Here is a 17,472-nt window from a genome sequence, read left to right as displayed (position 1 = left end):
ACTATTCTTCCTCCTGTGATGCGACGATTTCCTGATATTCTGCTGATTGAGCAAGTAATTCTTCATGGGTACCCTGAGCAGCAATCTTACCTTGATCCATCACTAAGATATGATGTGCTTCTTGAATAGAGCGGACACGTTGGGAGATAATAATCACTGTACTGCCAAGATAAGTCTGTAGCGCCTTACGCAAATCCAAGTCTGTTTGATAATCCAACGCACTTAAAGAGTCATCTAAAATCAGTAATGCTGGCTTGGCAATCAAAGCTCTTGCAATCGTCAGTCGCTGTTTTTGTCCGCCAGAGAAATTTTTCCCATTTTCCATGACTTTTGTATCTAAACCATTTGGAAGCTGACGGACAAATTCTTCTGCCTGAGCGATTTTCAGAGCTTCCCAACATTCTTTTTCTGTGGCGTCTTTCTTACCCCATTGAAGGTTTTCACGAATAGTCCCGGTAAATAGTACAGAAGTTTGGGGAACAAGAGCAATTTGCTGACGGAGATGATCCAGCTGCCAAGAACGAACATCCATTCCGTCCATTATAACTGTACCGGAACTGACATCATAGAAACGCGGAATCAATTGTGTCAAAGTCGTTTTCCCGCTTCCGGTTGGACCAATGATTCCAAGGACTGTATTTCGCTTCAGCTGAAATGTAATATTTTGGAGAGAAAGACCAGAATCAGGAGTATAACGGAAGTCAACATGGTCAAAAGCGATAATTGCTTCAGAAGAAAAATCGGGAGTAGTACTGACCTCAGCTTCAAGAATCGAATTTTCTGTGTCTAGCACCTCTTTCACCCGATTTCCTGAAGCTTCGGCACGTGTGAAGATCACGACGAGGTTTGAAATAACGATCAGTGCCAAAAGCATTTGATTCATATAATTGATCAAAGCAAGAACTTGTCCTTGTTGCAAGCTACCAATATTTACTTTGATCCCGCCAACTGTCAGCAAACAGATGATCCCGATATTCATGATCAAGGTCGTAGCAGGTGATAATAGGGCAGAGATATTGGAAACACGTAAATAATTGTTCGCTAGATCATTTGTGCTTTTATCGAACTTCTCTGTTTCTTTTTTTGTCTGCGCAAATGCGCGGATGACACGAACACCGCTAAGATTCTGACTAACGTGTTCATTGAGCTGATCTAGTTTTTCTTGCACTTTTTGGTAGAGAGGAACGGTTTTTTTGATGATAAAAAATAAAATGATTGAGAAAATAGGCAATAATGCTAAGAAAAACAGACCTACTTCCCAGTCGATCACAAAAGCCATGACCACTGACCCGATACTTAAAAACGGTGCTCTGATCAATAAACGAATGACCATTGCTAAAGCTAGCTGAAGCTGATTGATGTCGTTTGTCATTCGGGTGATCAAGGTATCTGTTCCAAAATGATTCAACTCGTTGTGAGAGAAAGTATTGATTTTTTTGATTAGCTGATTACGTAACTCTGTACCAAATCCTTGTGAAGCTACTGAAGCATAGTATTGGCAAATGATAGCACAAATCAGACCAATCACAGACATAGCGACCATCCATAAGCCCATTTCAATGATTTTTCCTCGGTCATTCATTTTTAGTCCATTATCGATCAAGGAAGCCATCATTAAAGGCAGGACAAGTTCGAAGACAGCTTCAAGAAATTTGAAGAACGGGCCCAAAATGATTTGCTTACGATAGTCTTTTGCATAACGTAATAACTGAATCATATGATTCCTCCTATTATTTATTTGTCCACAATTGAAAAAACAAGTACTACCACATTGTAGCTTAGGAAATTTAGAATGAAAAGAGAACAAGCCTTTTCATAAATGAAAGTTTTATTATGAAGAAGCTTTAGAAAGTGAATAGACTATTTTTTTTAAAAAAAAGAAAATGAGAAAACATGCCAGTCTCTTCATTCATAGGAACGTCTATTTTACTTAATTTTTCTATAAATGAATTCTGCATAAAAAATATATCAAGTAAATGTTTATAGACGAAACTCTATTTACTTCTTTTTTAATTTGTTCTTGCAATCTTTTTTGCTACGTAATTTTTGTAAAAAAGTGGGTTGAGAGAAATCTAATTGATTTTCAAAGAAGGAGTATGAAAATGAGAAAAATATTTATTCGTTTATTGTGGGTACTATCTTAGAGGAATAAATAATAGTGGAGAAAACTATGGTTTGGCGCAGATTCTATCAGGTTTGATGGAACGAAGACAACCTCCCGACATCAAGTCAAAAGCTACTTGAGATTTTGATCTGAAAATAAAAAAAGAAAACAAGGTAGGAACATCAATGTTTCTACCTTGTTTTCGTAATCAATGGGAAAAAACTAAGAGTGGTGTACGTAATCAATAAAAAGGATGGTGACAACAGTACCTCTTTACTCTCTGAAAGCATCATAACTCGTTTTTCCTCATTATGCCAATAAATTGTTGTTATACCACATATAAGGATTTGTAATAGCTAAAAACAGACAGGAAAGTTGAAATCTGTGAATCTTATTTTGTATGGAAGGATTTATAGAACGCAAAAATCAAGATAAAGATGAATAAAAATCCTGTTTCGGCTATATATTGCGTATCTACGCCAATAAAACGAGTTTGTTCTGTCATAGCCATATAAAGCAAAGGCAAAAATACAACTACAGCGAGATAAGATCCGATGATTTCTCGAAAAGTTTTCCAGGAAGTATGTTTCCTGTTTTTATATTTATCCGATTTCATTGAATAGTCATAGCCTCCTTATTCTTTCATATGTTGAAATTCCAGTATAAAAACTGGAAGGAACTGTACGTTTTTTAGAATAAAAATTATAAGGGATAAGTAGGCTGCTGTCTATAATAAGATATATTTTTCAATTCTTTATTAAAGATTTTATTGACAAAATGAATCCGTTTTCTATGATGGAGGAGGGGTGAATAAGTTGTTGAAGAAGGAAATTTTATGTTACTTAGAGAACCAGACAGCCTTTTTCGATTTAGAACATATGAACGAGGTCTTTACAGCACAAAGGTTAGCTGATCATTTTGGGGTAAAAAGAAACACAGTCAGTCATTATTTGAACCAGTTAAATGATGAGCAACTACTAGTCAAAATCAATTCTCGACCAGTGATTTATTTCCACAAAGAAGCTTTTGAAAAACAATTTTTTAAGTTACGCACGAATTTTTATTTTTCTATCGATGATCTCAAAGAGGAACAGCCTTTTTTCGCGCAACCAAAAGACTTATTCTCTTTTATGATCGGATACGACGCCAGTTTGAAAGAAAGTATCGAACAAATCAAAACAGCTCTTTACTATCCAGATGGCGGATTACCACTTTTGATTACAGGCGAAAGTGGCACAGGTAAAAGTTATTTAGTTAATTTGGTCTATCAGTATTGTCTGCTTCATGATCTGCTAGAAGATTCTGCACCATTCATCACTTTTAATTGTGCACAATATGCAGATAATCCTGAACTTTTGACTAGCAATTTGTTTGGACATGTTAAGGGAGCGTACACTGGTGCAGAAGAAAATAAAAAAGGGGCTTTTGAAGCAGCAGATGGTGGGATCTTGTTTTTAGACGAGGTACATCGCTTAACACCAGAAGGTCAGGAAAAACTGTTCACCTATCTTGATCAAGGTGTGATTTATCGTATGGGAGAACCTAATTTGTCACGCCGGATCAAAACACGTCTCTTTTTTGCTACGACTGAAGAGATTACTAGTCATTTCTTAACAACTTTCATTCGAAGAATACCTATCCGAATCGAACTACCTGCACTTAATCAGCGTAGTCGTAATGAACGGCTAGAACTGATTTACTCTTTTTTTCTCGAAGAACAAAGAAAAATGGGGAGCCCTTTGTCAGTCAGTGGACCAGCTTTGTCACTTTTAACAAGTCAGAAATTATCCGGAAACATAGGAGAGCTGAAAAATATCGTCAAAGTTTCAGCAGCAAAAGCATATGCTGAACAGCGTGAACAGCCTGAAATCCATGTCACGATCCATCATTTGCAAAAAGAACTACTTGCGCAGCCTATTACTAAAAATACAGCACAGCAAGGAATCTATATTACGCAAGACCAGACCTTAGAGCAATTAATGGAGAAGCAACAGCCCGAACAGCAGCGAATCGTTAAAAGTTTTGAGCAAATCCTAATTGATTTCAAGAAAAATAACTGTCTGCTATATTCTTGCGAAGGAAAATTAAAGCAAGAAGTGATTCAATTATTTGATTTTTTGCTGTTTGAGACCAGTAGACAAGAAAAACACGAGCTGCTGGTTTATTGGACACAATCTATCCGAGAGACCTTTCGACAAATGGAAACTGCCTATCAAATCAAATTCGATGGAAACAGTGTCTATGCCTTGAGTTACTATCTCTATCAGCGAAGCACTATCAAATGGTTACCGGAAGAACATGATATTATCCAACTAATCAAAGAATTAGAACAACAAGTTTCTCAGTCTTATCCATCTAGTTATCACTATGTCCAACGAATTCTGGAATTAAGTAAGATCAAATTAGATATTGAAGACACAAGTATGGATCGGATTTTACTGACGATCTATCTAAAAAAAGCGAAATGGTCAAAAGAAAAACGACTGCCAAAAGCGATGATTGCTGCTCACGGTTATGCAACTGCTAGCAGTATGGCAAATGTAGTAAATCGTTTATTACAAGAGGATCTATTTGAATCATTTGATATGCCACTAGATGTCACACCACAGCAGATTGCTTCAGAAATCCTTGATTATTGCGAAAACAGCGATGTTTCAAATGGATTGATCATATTAGTAGACATGGGATCTCTGAAAGAAATCCATCAGTTTTTTAAAAAACAGTTATCCGTACCGCTTTTGATTTTGAATAATGTGACGACACCTTTAGCAATCACAGTAGGGGAATGCCTGCAAAAAAATGTATCATTAGAAGAGATAGCAGAAGAGACTGTTCGACAGATCCAGCCAGAATGGCGACTGCTCTATCCAGAGGAAAACAAACCCAAAGCACTCATTACTACTTGCTTCACTGGAATCGGTACGGCGGTCCACTTAAGTGAACTGCTAGAAAAAAGCTTACCTACGGCTTGTCAGTTGAAAATCATCCCATATGAATATCAGCAATTAAAAGATAAGAAAAACAGTGACCCATTATTTTCCATATACGAAGTCGTAGGAATGATTGGCACCACAGATCCTGATATCACCAATATCGAATATCTTTCATTAGAAGACCTCATCTCGGGGGAAAAGATGTCTGTACTAGCTGAATGGTTGGACACTACTATGAATGCTTCAGAGAAGGAAATATTCAATCAGCGCATCATTCGTAATTTTTCATTGGAAAAAGTACTGGATTCCGTGACTATTCTAGATACAGAGAAGGTGATGGGAGAAATCGATCATTTTATGAGAGAATTAGAGGTGCAGTTGAATCGAAGCATCAGCAATCCCAAAAAATTAGCGTTGTATGTCCATGTGAGCTGTCTCATTGAACGATTGATCCGACAAATGCCAATCGAAACCTATCAAGGATTAGAGAAATGGAAGCAGTGTCAAAAAGAAGGATTATCTGCTATTAAATCTGCGTTTAGTGTCATTGAAGAGCATTATAGTGTCATGATCCCCAATTCTGAGATTGCCTATATCTATGATATTTTGAGTGAAGATACAGAGTTTCTCTCGATAGAAGAAGAATTTTGAACATAAGCAAGTTGTTGCCACTAATTTTGGCATGCAACTTGCTTTTTTAGTATGTGTAAGTGAAAAGAGGAGATGAAAAAGTGGATAGAGAAATTATCTTAGCTTCCCATGGAAAATTTGCTTCAGGGATATTAGATTCATTAGAGCTGATCTATGGGAAAAATCATTCTATTACTGTATTGGATTGCTATACTGATGAGAATTTTGATTTAGCGGAAACAGTAAGCCAGCTTTTTATGAGGTACAAAGATAAAGAAATCATTGTTCTGACGGATCTTTTTGGCGGAAGTGTCAACAACGAATTCTTACAATATATCAATCAGGATCATGTCTATCTCGTTGCCGGATTGAATTTGCCACTCTTGATTGAGCTAGTATCTCAGTTGGACGCTGAAGTAGAGACAACTGTTTTGATCCAGCAGGTGCTAACTGATTCAAAAAAAATGATCCAGTTTTGTAACGAGCGGCTCAATCAGAAAATAGAAGAAGACGAATTTTAGGAGGAAGAAAAATGATTGTATTGACAAGAGTCGACCATCGGTTATTACACGGACAAGTAGCTTTTTCATGGACACAAACAATAGGCGCAGACTGTATTTTGATTGCTAATGATGATGTACCTACGAATGAGATACGAAAGACAACGATCAAATTAGCCAAGCCACAAGGAGTCAAACTAGTGATCAAATCAATTGATGACTCGATTGCCGCGTTGAAAAGCGGGGTGACAGATAAATATAAGTTATTCATCGTAGTGGAATCGATCGAGGATGCATATAAGCTGGCAGAAGCGTATCCAGAAATCAAAACCATCAACTTAGGAGGGATCAAGGCAAAACCTGGTACTCGCAGCATCGGAAAAGCGGTAAATATTTTACCAGAAGAGGAGGAACGCTTGAAACGATTAATTGACAAACAAATAGAAGTAGAAATCCGTCAAGTACCAGCAGATAAAAAAGTGGATGTAAGAGAAGTTTTGTAAGAAAGGAAGAACCTCAATGATTGTACAAGCAGTCTTATTAGGAATTGTTGCATTTGTCGCACAATCAGAATATGCACTAGGGACATCGTTGCTTTCTCGTCCGATTGTGACGGGGCTGTTTACAGGAATCGTGTTAGGTGATGTAAAAACTGGGATCATTATGGGCGCAACTTTAGAGTTAGCATTTATCGGATCGTTCTCAGTAGGTGCTTCGATTCCACCTGATGTTGTGACCGGTGGGATTTTAGGGACGGCTTTTGCTATTACAGCTGGAGCCGGTACAGAAACCGCGCTTTTACTAGGTTTGCCGATTGCTACGTTGACATTGATATTGAAAAATATTTACTTAGGGCTTTTGATTCCAATTATGAACCATAAAGCAGACAGTTATGCAGAAGAAGGAAATTATAAAGGAGTCGAGCATATGCACTTGCTTGCCGGTATCGGTCTTTCCTTGATGCTTGGTGTTGTGGTAATGGTTTCTTATATGGTGGGAAGCAATACGATCGGAAATCTATTAAATATGATTCCTGACTTCGTTCAAAAGGGGTTGTCAGTAGCTACAGGGTTGATTCCAGCTCTTGGTTTTGCGATGCTTGCTCGTTTGCTGATCAACAAACAAGTTGCACCATATTTTTTCTTAGGTTTTGCTATAGCTTCTTACTTAGAGATTCCTGTGACCGGAGTAGCTATTTTTGGTGCGATTTTAGCAGTTGTGGTAGTCAATATTATGAATGTCCGTCAACTACTACTTCAAACAACTGCAGGGGAGGTAGAAGAAGATGAAGAATTCTGAGATCAAAAACAGCAAAATAACGAAAAAAGAGCTGAATCACGTATTTTGGCGTTCTTTTCAAATGGAGTTTTCTTGGAATTATGAACGTCAGATGAATATGGCTTATGTTTATGCAATGATCCCGATTTTGAAAAAGTTATATCAGTCGAAAGAAGAAATGGCAGCAGCTTTGAAACGGCATCTAGAGTTTTTTAACACGACCCCACATATCGTTACACTGATTTTAGGAATCACGGCTGCAATGGAGGAAGAAAATAAGGATGATCCTGAATTTGATGTGACTGCGATCGATAGTATCAAAACATCTTTGATGGGACCTCTTGCAGGGTTAGGAGATTCTTTCTTTTGGGGAACTTTGCGATTGATTGCCACAGGTGTGGGTACCTCTTTAGCCATGCAAGGAAATATTTTAGGCCCTATCTTGTTCATTTTGATTTTCAATATTCCGCACATTCTGTTTCGCTATCTAGCAACAGGTTGGGGATATCGCTTAGGAACGGGTTTTTTGAAAAAGATCCAGGCAAACGGTATGATGGAAAGTTTGACATTAGGCGCGTCTATTATTGGACTGATGGTCGTTGGAGCAATGACTGCCACGATGATCACCATCAATATTCCTTTAAAAATCGGTTCAGGAGAAAATGCTGTGACTGTTCAAAGTATTTTTGATGATATCGTTCCAAATATCTTATGTCTTGGAGCATTTGGCATAGTGTTTTATCTATTGAAGAAAGAAGTGAAACCATTAACGATCTTGATCGGACTAGCTTTCTTTGGAATTTTTGGTTCGTGGATAGGGATTTTTTAAAAAAGGAGCAGAGAAAATGTTTACGATGCAAGATTATATCTATGAAGAAAAGGAAGTACTAAGTACGATCTTGAAAAAGAATGATTTTTCGACAAGAGAACATATGAAAAAAACAGTGAATTTACTGATCTTAGCAACGGGTTCATCTTATAACGCTTGTTTAGCAGCGAAGCCAGCATTGGAATCTTATGGTGATCTTACTGTCGATATTCAAGAACCTTTTTATTTTTCCCATTATGGAAAACTTTCTCCTTCAATCGATACTGTGATTGCTGTGTCACAAAGCGGGAAAAGTGCTTCTACTGTTGAAGCAGTAAAAATGATACAAAAACAAGGGTTACCTGTTGTTGCTATCACAAATGACGTGCAAAGTCCACTTGCTTTAGAAGCTGCACAAATTATTGATTTAGGTGCCGGGGTAGAGTCAGTAGGCTTCGTTACAAAAGGCTATTCTGCGACTGTTTTACAGTTACTACTCTTAGGGATAGGAATTGGAATAAGTAAAAATAAAATCAGCAAAAAAATAGAACAAGACTACATGCAACAGTTGCGCAAAATAATCAACCATTTACCAGCGATTATTCAAAAAACGGAAGAATTTTTTGATGGATATCAAAGTTTATTTCGTTTAGCACAGCGTTTCGTCACCATTGGATATGGTCCAAACTGGGGAACAGCTAAAGAAGCAGAGACGAAATTGACTGAAACAATCCGCGTTCCGTCACAAGGATTTGAGTTAGAAGCTTATATGCACGGCCCATACCTGGAGGCAGATGCTTCGCATTTGCTATTCTTTATTGAAGGGGAAAGTGTAAATAAGGAACGTTCGCAAAAGTTGCAAAGATATATGAGTCGGTACGTTGGAGAGACTCTCACCATTACCACAAAAAAAGCAAGAAACGAGAAAACACTTGGATTAGCAATAGAATGTGATGAATATCTGTCTGTATTAGCGCTTGTCGTTCCGTTTCAACTATTCGCTTATAAAACCGCAGTAGCTAAAGGTATTGACTTGAACAAAAAGATTTTTGAAGACTTTGATACAGTCTTGAAAAGTAAATTATAAGAGGTGGAAATCATGCTGAAATTCAATGAAGAAGAACAAATCAAAGCAATAAAAGGCGCACTAGCTTTACGTCCGCAAGTAGAAGAAATCATCGATAAACTTTATGCGGAAAAATTTGACGCTGTCTATTATCTAGGAATCGGTGGAACGTATGCTTCCTCGATGCAAGCTGTCACTTATATGAATGGGAAAAGCAACTTGCCTGTCTTTGTACAGCATGCTGCAGAATATTACACTACTGGAAACAAAAGATTAACAAAAGATTCTATCGTTATTTTGTCCTCTGTTACCGGTACAACTCAAGAAGTAGTGAAAGCAGTAGAACAAATCAAGAAAGTAGGAGCGACACTGATTGGATTTATCGATAAAGCGAACAGTAAGTTGTCTCAGCTATGCGATTTTGTGGTCACTTATCCAGCTCCTGGAACAGAACAAATCAAATTTTTTATGGCAGCAGATCGATTGATGTATTTGAATGGAGAATTCGAAGCTTATTCAGAATACTATGAACAGCTCGAACGTTATTTACCAACAGGGTTAGTGGAAGCAGAGAAAAAAGCAGATGCATTTGGCTTATCATTTGCAGAAAAACATCGACGTGATAGTATGCATTATTTTATTGGAGCAGGGAATCAATGGGGAGCTGTTTATTCATATGCCATGTGTTACTGGGAAGAACAAAGCTGGCTTCCATCGAAATCTATCCATGCTGCCGAGTTTCTTCACGGGACGTTAGAGATCGTAGAAGAAACAACCCCAGTCACATTATTTTTAGGCGAAGATGAACAGAGAGTGTTATCTGAACGTGTGGCTAAACTTTTGCCAAAAATTTGCAGCAATTATACATTGATAGACACAAAAGACTATCCAGTAGAAGGTATCAGTGAAAAATATCGCGGACGTGTTTTGTCTTTCTTATTGATGCATGTAGTGACACAACGCATCGATGCTCATGTGGAGCAGTTGAACTGCCATCCATTAGAGATACGCCGCTACTATCGTCAGTTTGATTATTAGGATAGACTGGATAAAAAGAATATAAAAAATAAAGAGAGCAGCGATAACTGCTCCCTTTATTTTTTTAAAATATTGGCATCAATTACGTTATAAAACACATTTTTTGCATTATCTACAGTTCAACTTATAATCTGTTTAATGGGACATGTGGGTGCCAACCATTTTTTGTTATGCAATAGTACTATTTTGTTGTTGCATGGATCCGTAGTAAAAGTCCAAGTACAACGAGTTGCGCCAGTTTACATAGCGTTTTGTATCCAGAATGTTGACTAAAACAAAAGTTCCTATGTCAACCGTCAACAGAGACAATCTGTCCGTTGCAGGACCTGACAGATTTAGAAATGTTCAACCTGTCTCTTATGTATTTTAAATCAATACTCACTAGGAGAAGTTTCCTAACCTCCTAATAGTAATGCTGGTAGTAACATTGTCAAAACTGCTTCCTCTTAGGAACAAGCAAAGCATAACGAGTGTAAAAATAAAATGTAGACTATTGTAACATATCATTGATTATTTCAAGTAAAAACGATAAAAGAAGTAAACAAACACTTAAAAACAATGGAAATTAGTCCCAACTTTAAGAAATGTATACTATAATGGAAATTATCAATTATTTATTTGGAGGAATATCCATGAAACAAAAAATCGCAGTTCTTGGTCCTGGATCTTGGGGCACTGCTTTAGCACAAACATTGGCAGAAAACGGGCATGATGTCCGTATTTGGGGAAATGTACCTGAACAGATTGATGAAATCAATACGTATCATACAAATCAGCATTTTTTACCTGATTTGACGATCCCAGAATCGATTATCGGATATAAAGAATTGGCAGAAGCAGTGGATAACGCAGATGCTATTTTATTTGTTGTTCCAACAAAAGCGATTCGTTCAGTCGCACAGGAACTTATTGGTAAAATGAATACTAAGCCAATCATTATACATGCAAGTAAAGGACTAGAACAAGATACGCATAAACGAATCTCAGAAGTTTTGGCTGAAGAAATTCCAGAAGAAAAAAGACAGGCAATTGTTGTATTATCTGGTCCTAGCCATGCTGAGGAAGTGGCAGTACATGATATCACAACAATTACAGCTGCAAGTATTGATCAAAAAGCAGCAGCCTATGTACAAAAACTGTTCATGAATGATTATTTCAGGATTTATACAAATAATGATGTGATTGGCGTAGAAACTGGTGCAGCACTGAAAAATATCATTGCAATTGGTGCCGGCGCTATCCATGGATTAGGATTCGGAGATGATGCAAAAGCAGCAATCATGACTCGAGGATTGGCAGAAATCAGCCGTCTTGGTGTCGCGATGGGTGCCAATCCTCTGACATTTATCGGTTTGAGTGGTGTGGGGGACTTGATCGTTACTTGTACAAGTGTTCATTCTCGCAATTGGCGTGCCGGTAACTTGTTAGGACAGGGACATAAGCTGGAAGAAGTTCTAGAAAACATGGGAATGGTCGTTGAGGGTGTGGCAACGACAAAAGCAGCAGTAGAGCTAGCTCAACAGCTAGGTGTTGAGATGCCAATTACTCAAACAATCTATAATGTTTTGTATAATGGAGAAGATATCAAAAAAGCAGCAAAAGAAATCATGTTACGTGACGGAAAAATGGAGAATGAATTTTCTCTTCGTTAAATAGATGATCAATAGTTAATCGTCGTTTAGGAGGAACAGCAAGTGAAGGTCAAAAAAGCAGTCATTCCTGCCGCTGGGCTAGGAACACGTTTTTTGCCGGCAACAAAAGCCATGGCAAAAGAAATGCTTCCAATCGTGGATAAACCAACGATCCAGTTTATTGTGGAAGAAGCATTGGATTCGGGAATCGAAGACATCTTGATCGTAACGGGAAAAGAAAAAAGACCCATTGAAGATCACTTTGATGCAAATATCGAATTGGAAAACAATTTGCGGGAAAAGGAAAAAACAGAATTACTCGCTTTAGTTGAAGAAACGACTCAAGTCAATCTTCACTTCATCCGTCAATCTCATCCAAGAGGACTGGGGGATGCCGTGCTTCAAGCAAAAGCATTTATAGGAAATGAACCGTTTGTCGTCATGCTGGGGGATGATTTGATGAAAGATGATATCCCATTGACTCAACAATTGATGATGGATTATGAAGAAACACAAGCTTCCGCTGTTGCCGTCATGCGTGTACCAGAAAATGAAACATCTAAATACGGAATTATTGATCCTAAAACAGATAGCGAAAAGGGTCGTTGCAGAGTAAAAGGGTTTGTAGAAAAACCTGAAATGGGAAAAGCACCAAGTAATTTAGCCATTATCGGACGTTATCTACTGACTCCTAAAATATTTGAGATATTAGAAACTCAAGAACCAGGAGCAGGAAACGAGATACAGCTAACGGATGCACTTCAGACTCTTAACCAGACAGAGGCGGTCTATGCGAGAGAGTTTAAAGGAAAAAGATACGACGTAGGCGATAAGTTAGGATATATGAAGACAAATATTGAATATGGACTTCAACATTCGGAAATTGGGACTTCATTAAGTGCATATATTATCCAGTTGAGTAAAAAGCTAAGAACAGAAAGTTAACTGGAAATAAGTGGCCTGCTGAGAATGAAAGGCTATTTGTTATTAAAGCGGCAGCTTGTGCGTCATTTGCGCAACTGTCGTTTTAGTTTTTTGACTCTAAATCAGTTGAGTCGTGGAAAACGAAAGATAGAAAAAGACTTTCGTGAATAGATTCAGAAAATATTCTGCTAATGGTTTAATTTTTTTTTAAGTTGTATAAAAGAAAATGATTACATAAGAGAAATGAAAGCCAAGCCAGAAGATTCATAGTAGAATAAAAAGGCGAATTTTTTAATTATAAAAAAAGGTGTGTGTTCACTATGGGAAAATTAGTCGCTGTTGCACAGTCGCTGCTTGATATACTCAAGTGGCTGATGGAAGGAAGCAATTGGATATTTGTGTTGCCACTATTGCTTATTAGTCTATTTATCATGTTTCGCATGGTCAGAAAAAAAGAAACGTTTCTGATTTTTATCTGGTATGCAGCATCCGTTGGGGTTGCTACCTTGATGGTTGAATTGGCGTTAGGTAGTTGGGAAGCTTGCGTATTTGCTTTATTTTTTGCTGTACTGTATCTAATCATTTATATCCCATATATGAAAAGAAAGTCTCGGATAGGCAGAAAAGGTAGACATACAACTACTTTTTCTAGTACAGATTCTCTCGAACAAAGTAGAAGAACGAGAAGAAGACGGTAATATTTAGTAGGTGTACGCAAAAAAAAGATAAAATAATGGATAAACTATTGAGATGAGAGATTTATTTAATTGGTGAAAAAAAGCTTTTTTCACTTATATAAAAGAATCTTTTTTAAAGGAATGCTTGTTGTATCGGGATAAGCCATTCCTTTTTTTATGTTATTTATATATATATAAATCATACCAATGTTTTTTTGTATTTTCGTGCTTGCACTTGGATAAGAGATTACTTACAATAAATTCAGATAGAAACAGCTGAATAAAAAAAGGCTCCCTGACCCTTAGTTGGCGCTAAGAATCAGGGAATGACCAGTCACACACATACACCCTGACCGATCATTTTGCCATAGTCAATGCAGTGCATCGACCTAATTTATTGTACCTAATCTAGGGTGAAAATTCTACCCCTATGTAGATATTTTCCATGGTCTGCACGTTGTTTTATTTGCTATGTCAAGGTATTGGGCGTATTCGTTCAATGCCTTTTTTGTGTTTGAAACAGCAAAGACCACATGTGTTACTGTCTAACTACTGTTTTTTTATGTACTTCCTTAGATTAGGCAGCTGTTTCTATTCATGTCAAGTATAGCTAGGCGGGAGAGATAAATGAGTTTATGTTATTTTGACTATTATCACCAATTGGAAGAGAAATTAAGGATAGAAGAGCCGCTGATGCTTCAAGCTGGCACTTGGATCGCGAAACAAATTAATCAAGGTGGTAGATTGCAGATATATGCTAGCCGCACACTAAGTGGTGTAGCATTTGAATTTTGGGATCAAACCCCGGATCTTGTTCCAAGTATATTGATTGAAAATCCAGCCGGAGGTGTCTATGAAACGCTAGAAGGTGCAGGACAGGCAATTATTGATCAGCTTTCTGTCAAATCAGAAGACATTTTTCTTCTTCTTTCGAATGAAGGAAGAAACCCGGCAATCATCGAACTAGCTCAGTGGATCAAAGAAAATGGTCATCCATTAATCATTGTTACTGGATTTGATTTGTCACGAAGTATCAAATCGCAACATAGCAGTGGTTTGCGATTATTTGAATTTGCTGATTTGGTTTTGGACAACCACGCCAATTTACATGATGCAGTCTTGACTTTGCCAAATCTAGATCCAGCGATCTGCGGAACAGCCTCTCTTGCAACGATCTTTTTGCTGCAGCAAGTTTTGTATTTTACAGCAAAACAGCTAGTCCAGGACACAAGTGGAAAATAGTTATCCACATGTTGACAAAGTTCCTTAAAAAAATAATGTTCCACATAAAAATGGAGCGTTTGAAAAAAAGAAAACGATTATTAATGAGGATTAACAACGACTACTTTTTTTGTTTTAGTTATTTTAAGATGGATCATCTTTGATTTTAAGCTTGTTTTGTTTAAAGTTTGTTATTTTTATAAGTTGTTTCACAGTTAGGAGAAATGAGTTATAAGAATATGTAGTGTCAGAAAAATAAAAAGTAATGGAAAAAGAGACAAGAAAGAATCCATATGGATTCTTTCTTGTCTCTTAATACACGTTGATGAAAGAGTCTTCCCCAAAACTCTTTACAAAGTAATTATAGTACATTTGTTATCATTATTGCAATGAAGTTTACCTGATATAACAAAATTGTCCAACAGGATACCTTTTTCTAATAGAAATAAAATACACAAAAATTGAAGGATAAATAATGGATATTTATAAGTGTTTATTATTTTTTTTGCAATGAAATTCAATTTTTCAATGATTGTAAAATGAAAAAAACAGGACGAGATTTTCTCTAATCTAAAAATAAAAAAAGAATTTTAAGGAAAAACAGAGAAATGAAATACTTAATATAAATGGAAAGAGAAAAAAATAATCATACATAGGAGAAAAAAAGCAAAATAGAAAAAAGTGATTTTCTAATAAATTATTCATGTGGAAATGTCATTTTTACTGTATAATTCATTTGATTATCCATTTTTTATTCATCAAAATTACTGAAAAAAGAAAGGAAGAAATAAATTTGAAGAAAACAAATTCTTCAGGAAAACCGAAACGCGACTTCACTAAATTATCGACACCGCATACGTATGTCATTATTTTTGGTGTAGTCATCTTTGCATGGATACTGACTTTTGTCGTTCCAGCAGGAAAGTTCAGCACGCAAGATATTGAATACAAAGATGCAAATGGCGAAACAAGTACTCGTACTGTTTTACGTCAAGATTCCTTCCGTTATGCTTACGAGCTGGATAAGTCGTATGTGTTTGATCAATTAGAAGAACTGCAAGATCATCCAGCAGAACGTGAAAAACTGGATGTTCCGGAAAAAGGATTGGAAAAAGTCATTGCTGACGGAGAAAAAAATCTTACGCAGGAAAAGCTAGATGAAATCTCCTTGACAGATGATGTGCTTTACGATCAGTACGGCGAAAATATCTATGATACTTCTAAAAAATTGCATAAAACAGCCAAAATATGGGGAACAGATGATTTTGGCGGCTTTGGTTTCTTAAATTTTGTTTTTGAAGGACTAGTATCTGGAGATAAGTATGGATCTGCTGTAGGGATCGCTGCATTGATCCTTGTTGTTGGAGGTGCTTTTGGTATTATTATGCGTACCGGAGCGATCGACGCAGGTATCTATGCGTTTATCAGTAAAACTAAGGGACTGGAGCGTTTAGCTTTACCGCTATTATTCTTTGCTTTTTCATTCGGTGGCGCTACATTCGGGATGGCAGAAGAGGTAATTCCATTCTCAATGGTGATGGTTCCATTTGTCATTGCGTTAGGATATGACTCGATCGTAGCAGTAACCGTGACTTATGTCGCATCTCAAGTCGGAAATGCGACCTCTTGGATGAGCCCGTTTAGCGTAGCGGTGGCTCAAGGGATTGCTGGAATCCCCGTGTTGTCTGGTGCGACATTCCGATTGATTATGTGGGTAGTTGTTACTGCATTAGCCGCTGGTTATATGATGATATATGCAGAAAAAATCCGTAAAAAACCAGAAAGTTCGTTGACTTACAAATCAGATGATTATTTCCGTTCTCATATCAAAAAGACATCTGATGAAAATAAAAAATTCATGCTTGGGCATAAACTGATCTTATTAGAGATGTTAGTTGTCCTTGTCTGGATCGTTTGGGGCGTGACTCAAAAAGGCTATTACATTCCAGAAATCGCTTCTCAATTCTTTGTGATGGGATTAGTTGCTGGAATCATTGCTGTTCTTTTCAAATTAGATGGAATGAAAGTCAATGACATCGCTTCTTCTTTCCAATCTGGTGCAGCTGATTTAGCTGGTACAGCAATCGTAGTAGGTATGGCCAAAGGGATTCTTCTTGTCTTGGGAGGATCTGATGCATCTGTTCCTTCAGCTTTGAATACGATTTTGCATGGGATCGGGACTGCGTTGACCGGTGTTCCAGCTGTCATTGGTGCTTGGGCGATGTACATCTTCCAAAGTTTGTTCAACTTGGTTGTTACATCAAATTCAGGACAAGCAGCTTTGACTATGCCGATCATGGCTCCACTGGCAGATTTAGTAGGTGTATCCAGACAAGTAGCAGTTCTTGCTTATCAGCTTGGTTCAGGTTTTATGGACGCTTTTACACCAGTATCAGCCAGCTTGATTGGTGTGCTAGGTGTTGCACGGATCGAATGGGCAAAATGGGCAAGATTCCAAATCAAGATGCAAGGATTCCTGTTTGTTTTAGGAACTATTTTCATCATGATTGCCATTGCAATAGGTCTGCAGTAGTACTGGAGACCTGTAAATAAAAAAGTAATCCAAACAGTAGATAAGGACTCCAAGAACCGTCATTTTACGGTAAAATCAAAGGAGTAAAGATTCTATCGTTTGGATTATTTTTTAAGATCCTATCATCAG

14 protein-coding genes are annotated in these 17,472 nt (G+C 37.3%); 12 read left to right on the top strand and 2 right to left on the bottom strand.

Going from position 1 to position 17,472, the window contains the following annotated elements; translation table 11 throughout:
* Position 1: 1 nt before the first annotated feature.
* Both IGL15_RS11220 and IGL15_RS11215 read right to left on the bottom strand, forming a co-directional pair.
* Positions 2 to 1,717 (bottom strand): ABC transporter ATP-binding protein, encoded by a 1,716-nt coding sequence (locus IGL15_RS11220; RefSeq protein WP_002300496.1) that lies wholly within the window; start codon positions 1,715 to 1,717, stop codon positions 2 to 4.
* 778 nt (positions 1,718 to 2,495) lie between these two features.
* The gene (locus tag IGL15_RS11215) at positions 2,496 to 2,720 is read right to left on the bottom strand and encodes a hypothetical protein (RefSeq protein WP_002294014.1); all 225 of its coding nucleotides are present in this window, start codon (positions 2,718 to 2,720) and stop codon (positions 2,496 to 2,498) included.
* A 190-nt stretch (positions 2,721 to 2,910) separates the two neighbouring features.
* On the opposite strand from IGL15_RS11215, the gene IGL15_RS11210 reads away from it, so the two are divergent.
* The 12 genes from IGL15_RS11210 (at position 2,911) to yfcC (ending at position 17,343) form a co-directional block, all read left to right on the top strand.
* Positions 2,911 to 5,688: a sigma 54-interacting transcriptional regulator gene (locus IGL15_RS11210; RefSeq protein WP_181045229.1), complete on the top strand. Its 2,778-nt coding sequence runs from the start codon at positions 2,911 to 2,913 to the stop codon at positions 5,686 to 5,688.
* Between the two features lie 80 nt (positions 5,689 to 5,768).
* Positions 5,769 to 6,188: a PTS sugar transporter subunit IIA gene (locus IGL15_RS11205; protein ID WP_002299098.1), complete on the top strand. Its 420-nt coding sequence runs from the start codon at positions 5,769 to 5,771 to the stop codon at positions 6,186 to 6,188.
* 11 nt (positions 6,189 to 6,199) lie between these two features.
* A complete protein-coding gene (locus IGL15_RS11200; RefSeq protein ID WP_002287114.1) occupies positions 6,200 to 6,670 on the top strand; it encodes a PTS sugar transporter subunit IIB in 471 nt (156 codons plus the stop codon).
* 16 nt (positions 6,671 to 6,686) lie between these two features.
* Positions 6,687 to 7,466: a PTS mannose/fructose/sorbose/N-acetylgalactosamine transporter subunit IIC gene (locus IGL15_RS11195; RefSeq protein ID WP_104765555.1), complete on the top strand. Its 780-nt coding sequence runs from the start codon at positions 6,687 to 6,689 to the stop codon at positions 7,464 to 7,466.
* The gene (locus IGL15_RS11190; protein WP_002287116.1) at positions 7,453 to 8,274 is read left to right on the top strand and encodes a PTS system mannose/fructose/sorbose family transporter subunit IID; all 822 of its coding nucleotides are present in this window, start codon (positions 7,453 to 7,455) and stop codon (positions 8,272 to 8,274) included. The genes IGL15_RS11195 and IGL15_RS11190 overlap by 14 nt, the downstream gene beginning before the upstream one ends.
* A gap of 16 nt (positions 8,275 to 8,290) precedes the next feature.
* Positions 8,291 to 9,340 carry an SIS domain-containing protein gene (locus tag IGL15_RS11185; RefSeq protein ID WP_002299093.1) on the top strand — a complete coding sequence of 350 codons (1,050 nt, stop codon included), beginning with the start codon at positions 8,291 to 8,293 and terminating at the stop codon, positions 9,338 to 9,340.
* A gap of 12 nt (positions 9,341 to 9,352) precedes the next feature.
* Complete coding sequence (locus IGL15_RS11180) at positions 9,353 to 10,357, top strand: SIS domain-containing protein (protein ID WP_002287119.1); 1,005 nt, start codon at positions 9,353 to 9,355, stop codon at positions 10,355 to 10,357.
* Between the two features lie 632 nt (positions 10,358 to 10,989).
* Positions 10,990 to 12,009 (top strand): NAD(P)H-dependent glycerol-3-phosphate dehydrogenase, encoded by a 1,020-nt coding sequence (locus IGL15_RS11175; protein WP_104765556.1) that lies wholly within the window; start codon positions 10,990 to 10,992, stop codon positions 12,007 to 12,009.
* Between the two features lie 42 nt (positions 12,010 to 12,051).
* On the top strand, positions 12,052 to 12,933 hold the full coding sequence (galU, locus tag IGL15_RS11170) for a UTP--glucose-1-phosphate uridylyltransferase GalU (protein WP_002287122.1): 882 nt from the start codon (positions 12,052 to 12,054) through the stop codon (positions 12,931 to 12,933).
* Between the two features lie 299 nt (positions 12,934 to 13,232).
* Positions 13,233 to 13,610 carry a hypothetical protein gene (locus tag IGL15_RS11165; protein WP_002294021.1) on the top strand — a complete coding sequence of 126 codons (378 nt, stop codon included), beginning with the start codon at positions 13,233 to 13,235 and terminating at the stop codon, positions 13,608 to 13,610.
* A 606-nt stretch (positions 13,611 to 14,216) separates the two neighbouring features.
* Positions 14,217 to 14,831 (top strand): SIS domain-containing protein, encoded by a 615-nt coding sequence (locus IGL15_RS11160; protein ID WP_002287124.1) that lies wholly within the window; start codon positions 14,217 to 14,219, stop codon positions 14,829 to 14,831.
* A gap of 772 nt (positions 14,832 to 15,603) precedes the next feature.
* Complete coding sequence (yfcC, locus tag IGL15_RS11155; protein ID WP_002294022.1) at positions 15,604 to 17,343, top strand: putative basic amino acid antiporter YfcC; 1,740 nt, start codon at positions 15,604 to 15,606, stop codon at positions 17,341 to 17,343.
* The last annotated feature ends 129 nt before the right edge of the window (positions 17,344 to 17,472 follow it).

Origin of the sequence: Enterococcus sp. DIV0436a (genome assembly GCF_051711605.1) — a bacterium.
GTDB classification, from domain to species: Bacteria; Bacillota; Bacilli; order Lactobacillales; family Enterococcaceae; genus Enterococcus_B; species Enterococcus_B faecium.
Note: the sequence above shows the minus strand (reverse complement) of the source record. Positions and strands in the feature narration are given on the sequence as shown.

Coding starts and splice junctions, on each gene's coding strand:
- IGL15_RS11220 (WP_002300496.1), bottom strand. CDS start 1,717: ATGATTCAGTTATTACGTTATGCAAAAGACTATCGTAAGCAAATCATT.
- IGL15_RS11215 (WP_002294014.1), bottom strand. CDS start 2,720: ATGAAATCGGATAAATATAAAAACAGGAAACATACTTCCTGGAAAACT.
- IGL15_RS11200 (WP_002287114.1), top strand. CDS start 6,200: ATGATTGTATTGACAAGAGTCGACCATCGGTTATTACACGGACAAGTA.
- IGL15_RS11195 (WP_104765555.1), top strand. CDS start 6,687: ATGATTGTACAAGCAGTCTTATTAGGAATTGTTGCATTTGTCGCACAA.
- IGL15_RS11190 (WP_002287116.1), top strand. CDS start 7,453: ATGAAGAATTCTGAGATCAAAAACAGCAAAATAACGAAAAAAGAGCTG.
- IGL15_RS11185 (WP_002299093.1), top strand. CDS start 8,291: ATGTTTACGATGCAAGATTATATCTATGAAGAAAAGGAAGTACTAAGT.
- IGL15_RS11180 (WP_002287119.1), top strand. CDS start 9,353: ATGCTGAAATTCAATGAAGAAGAACAAATCAAAGCAATAAAAGGCGCA.
- IGL15_RS11175 (WP_104765556.1), top strand. CDS start 10,990: ATGAAACAAAAAATCGCAGTTCTTGGTCCTGGATCTTGGGGCACTGCT.
- IGL15_RS11165 (WP_002294021.1), top strand. CDS start 13,233: ATGGGAAAATTAGTCGCTGTTGCACAGTCGCTGCTTGATATACTCAAG.
- IGL15_RS11160 (WP_002287124.1), top strand. CDS start 14,217: ATGAGTTTATGTTATTTTGACTATTATCACCAATTGGAAGAGAAATTA.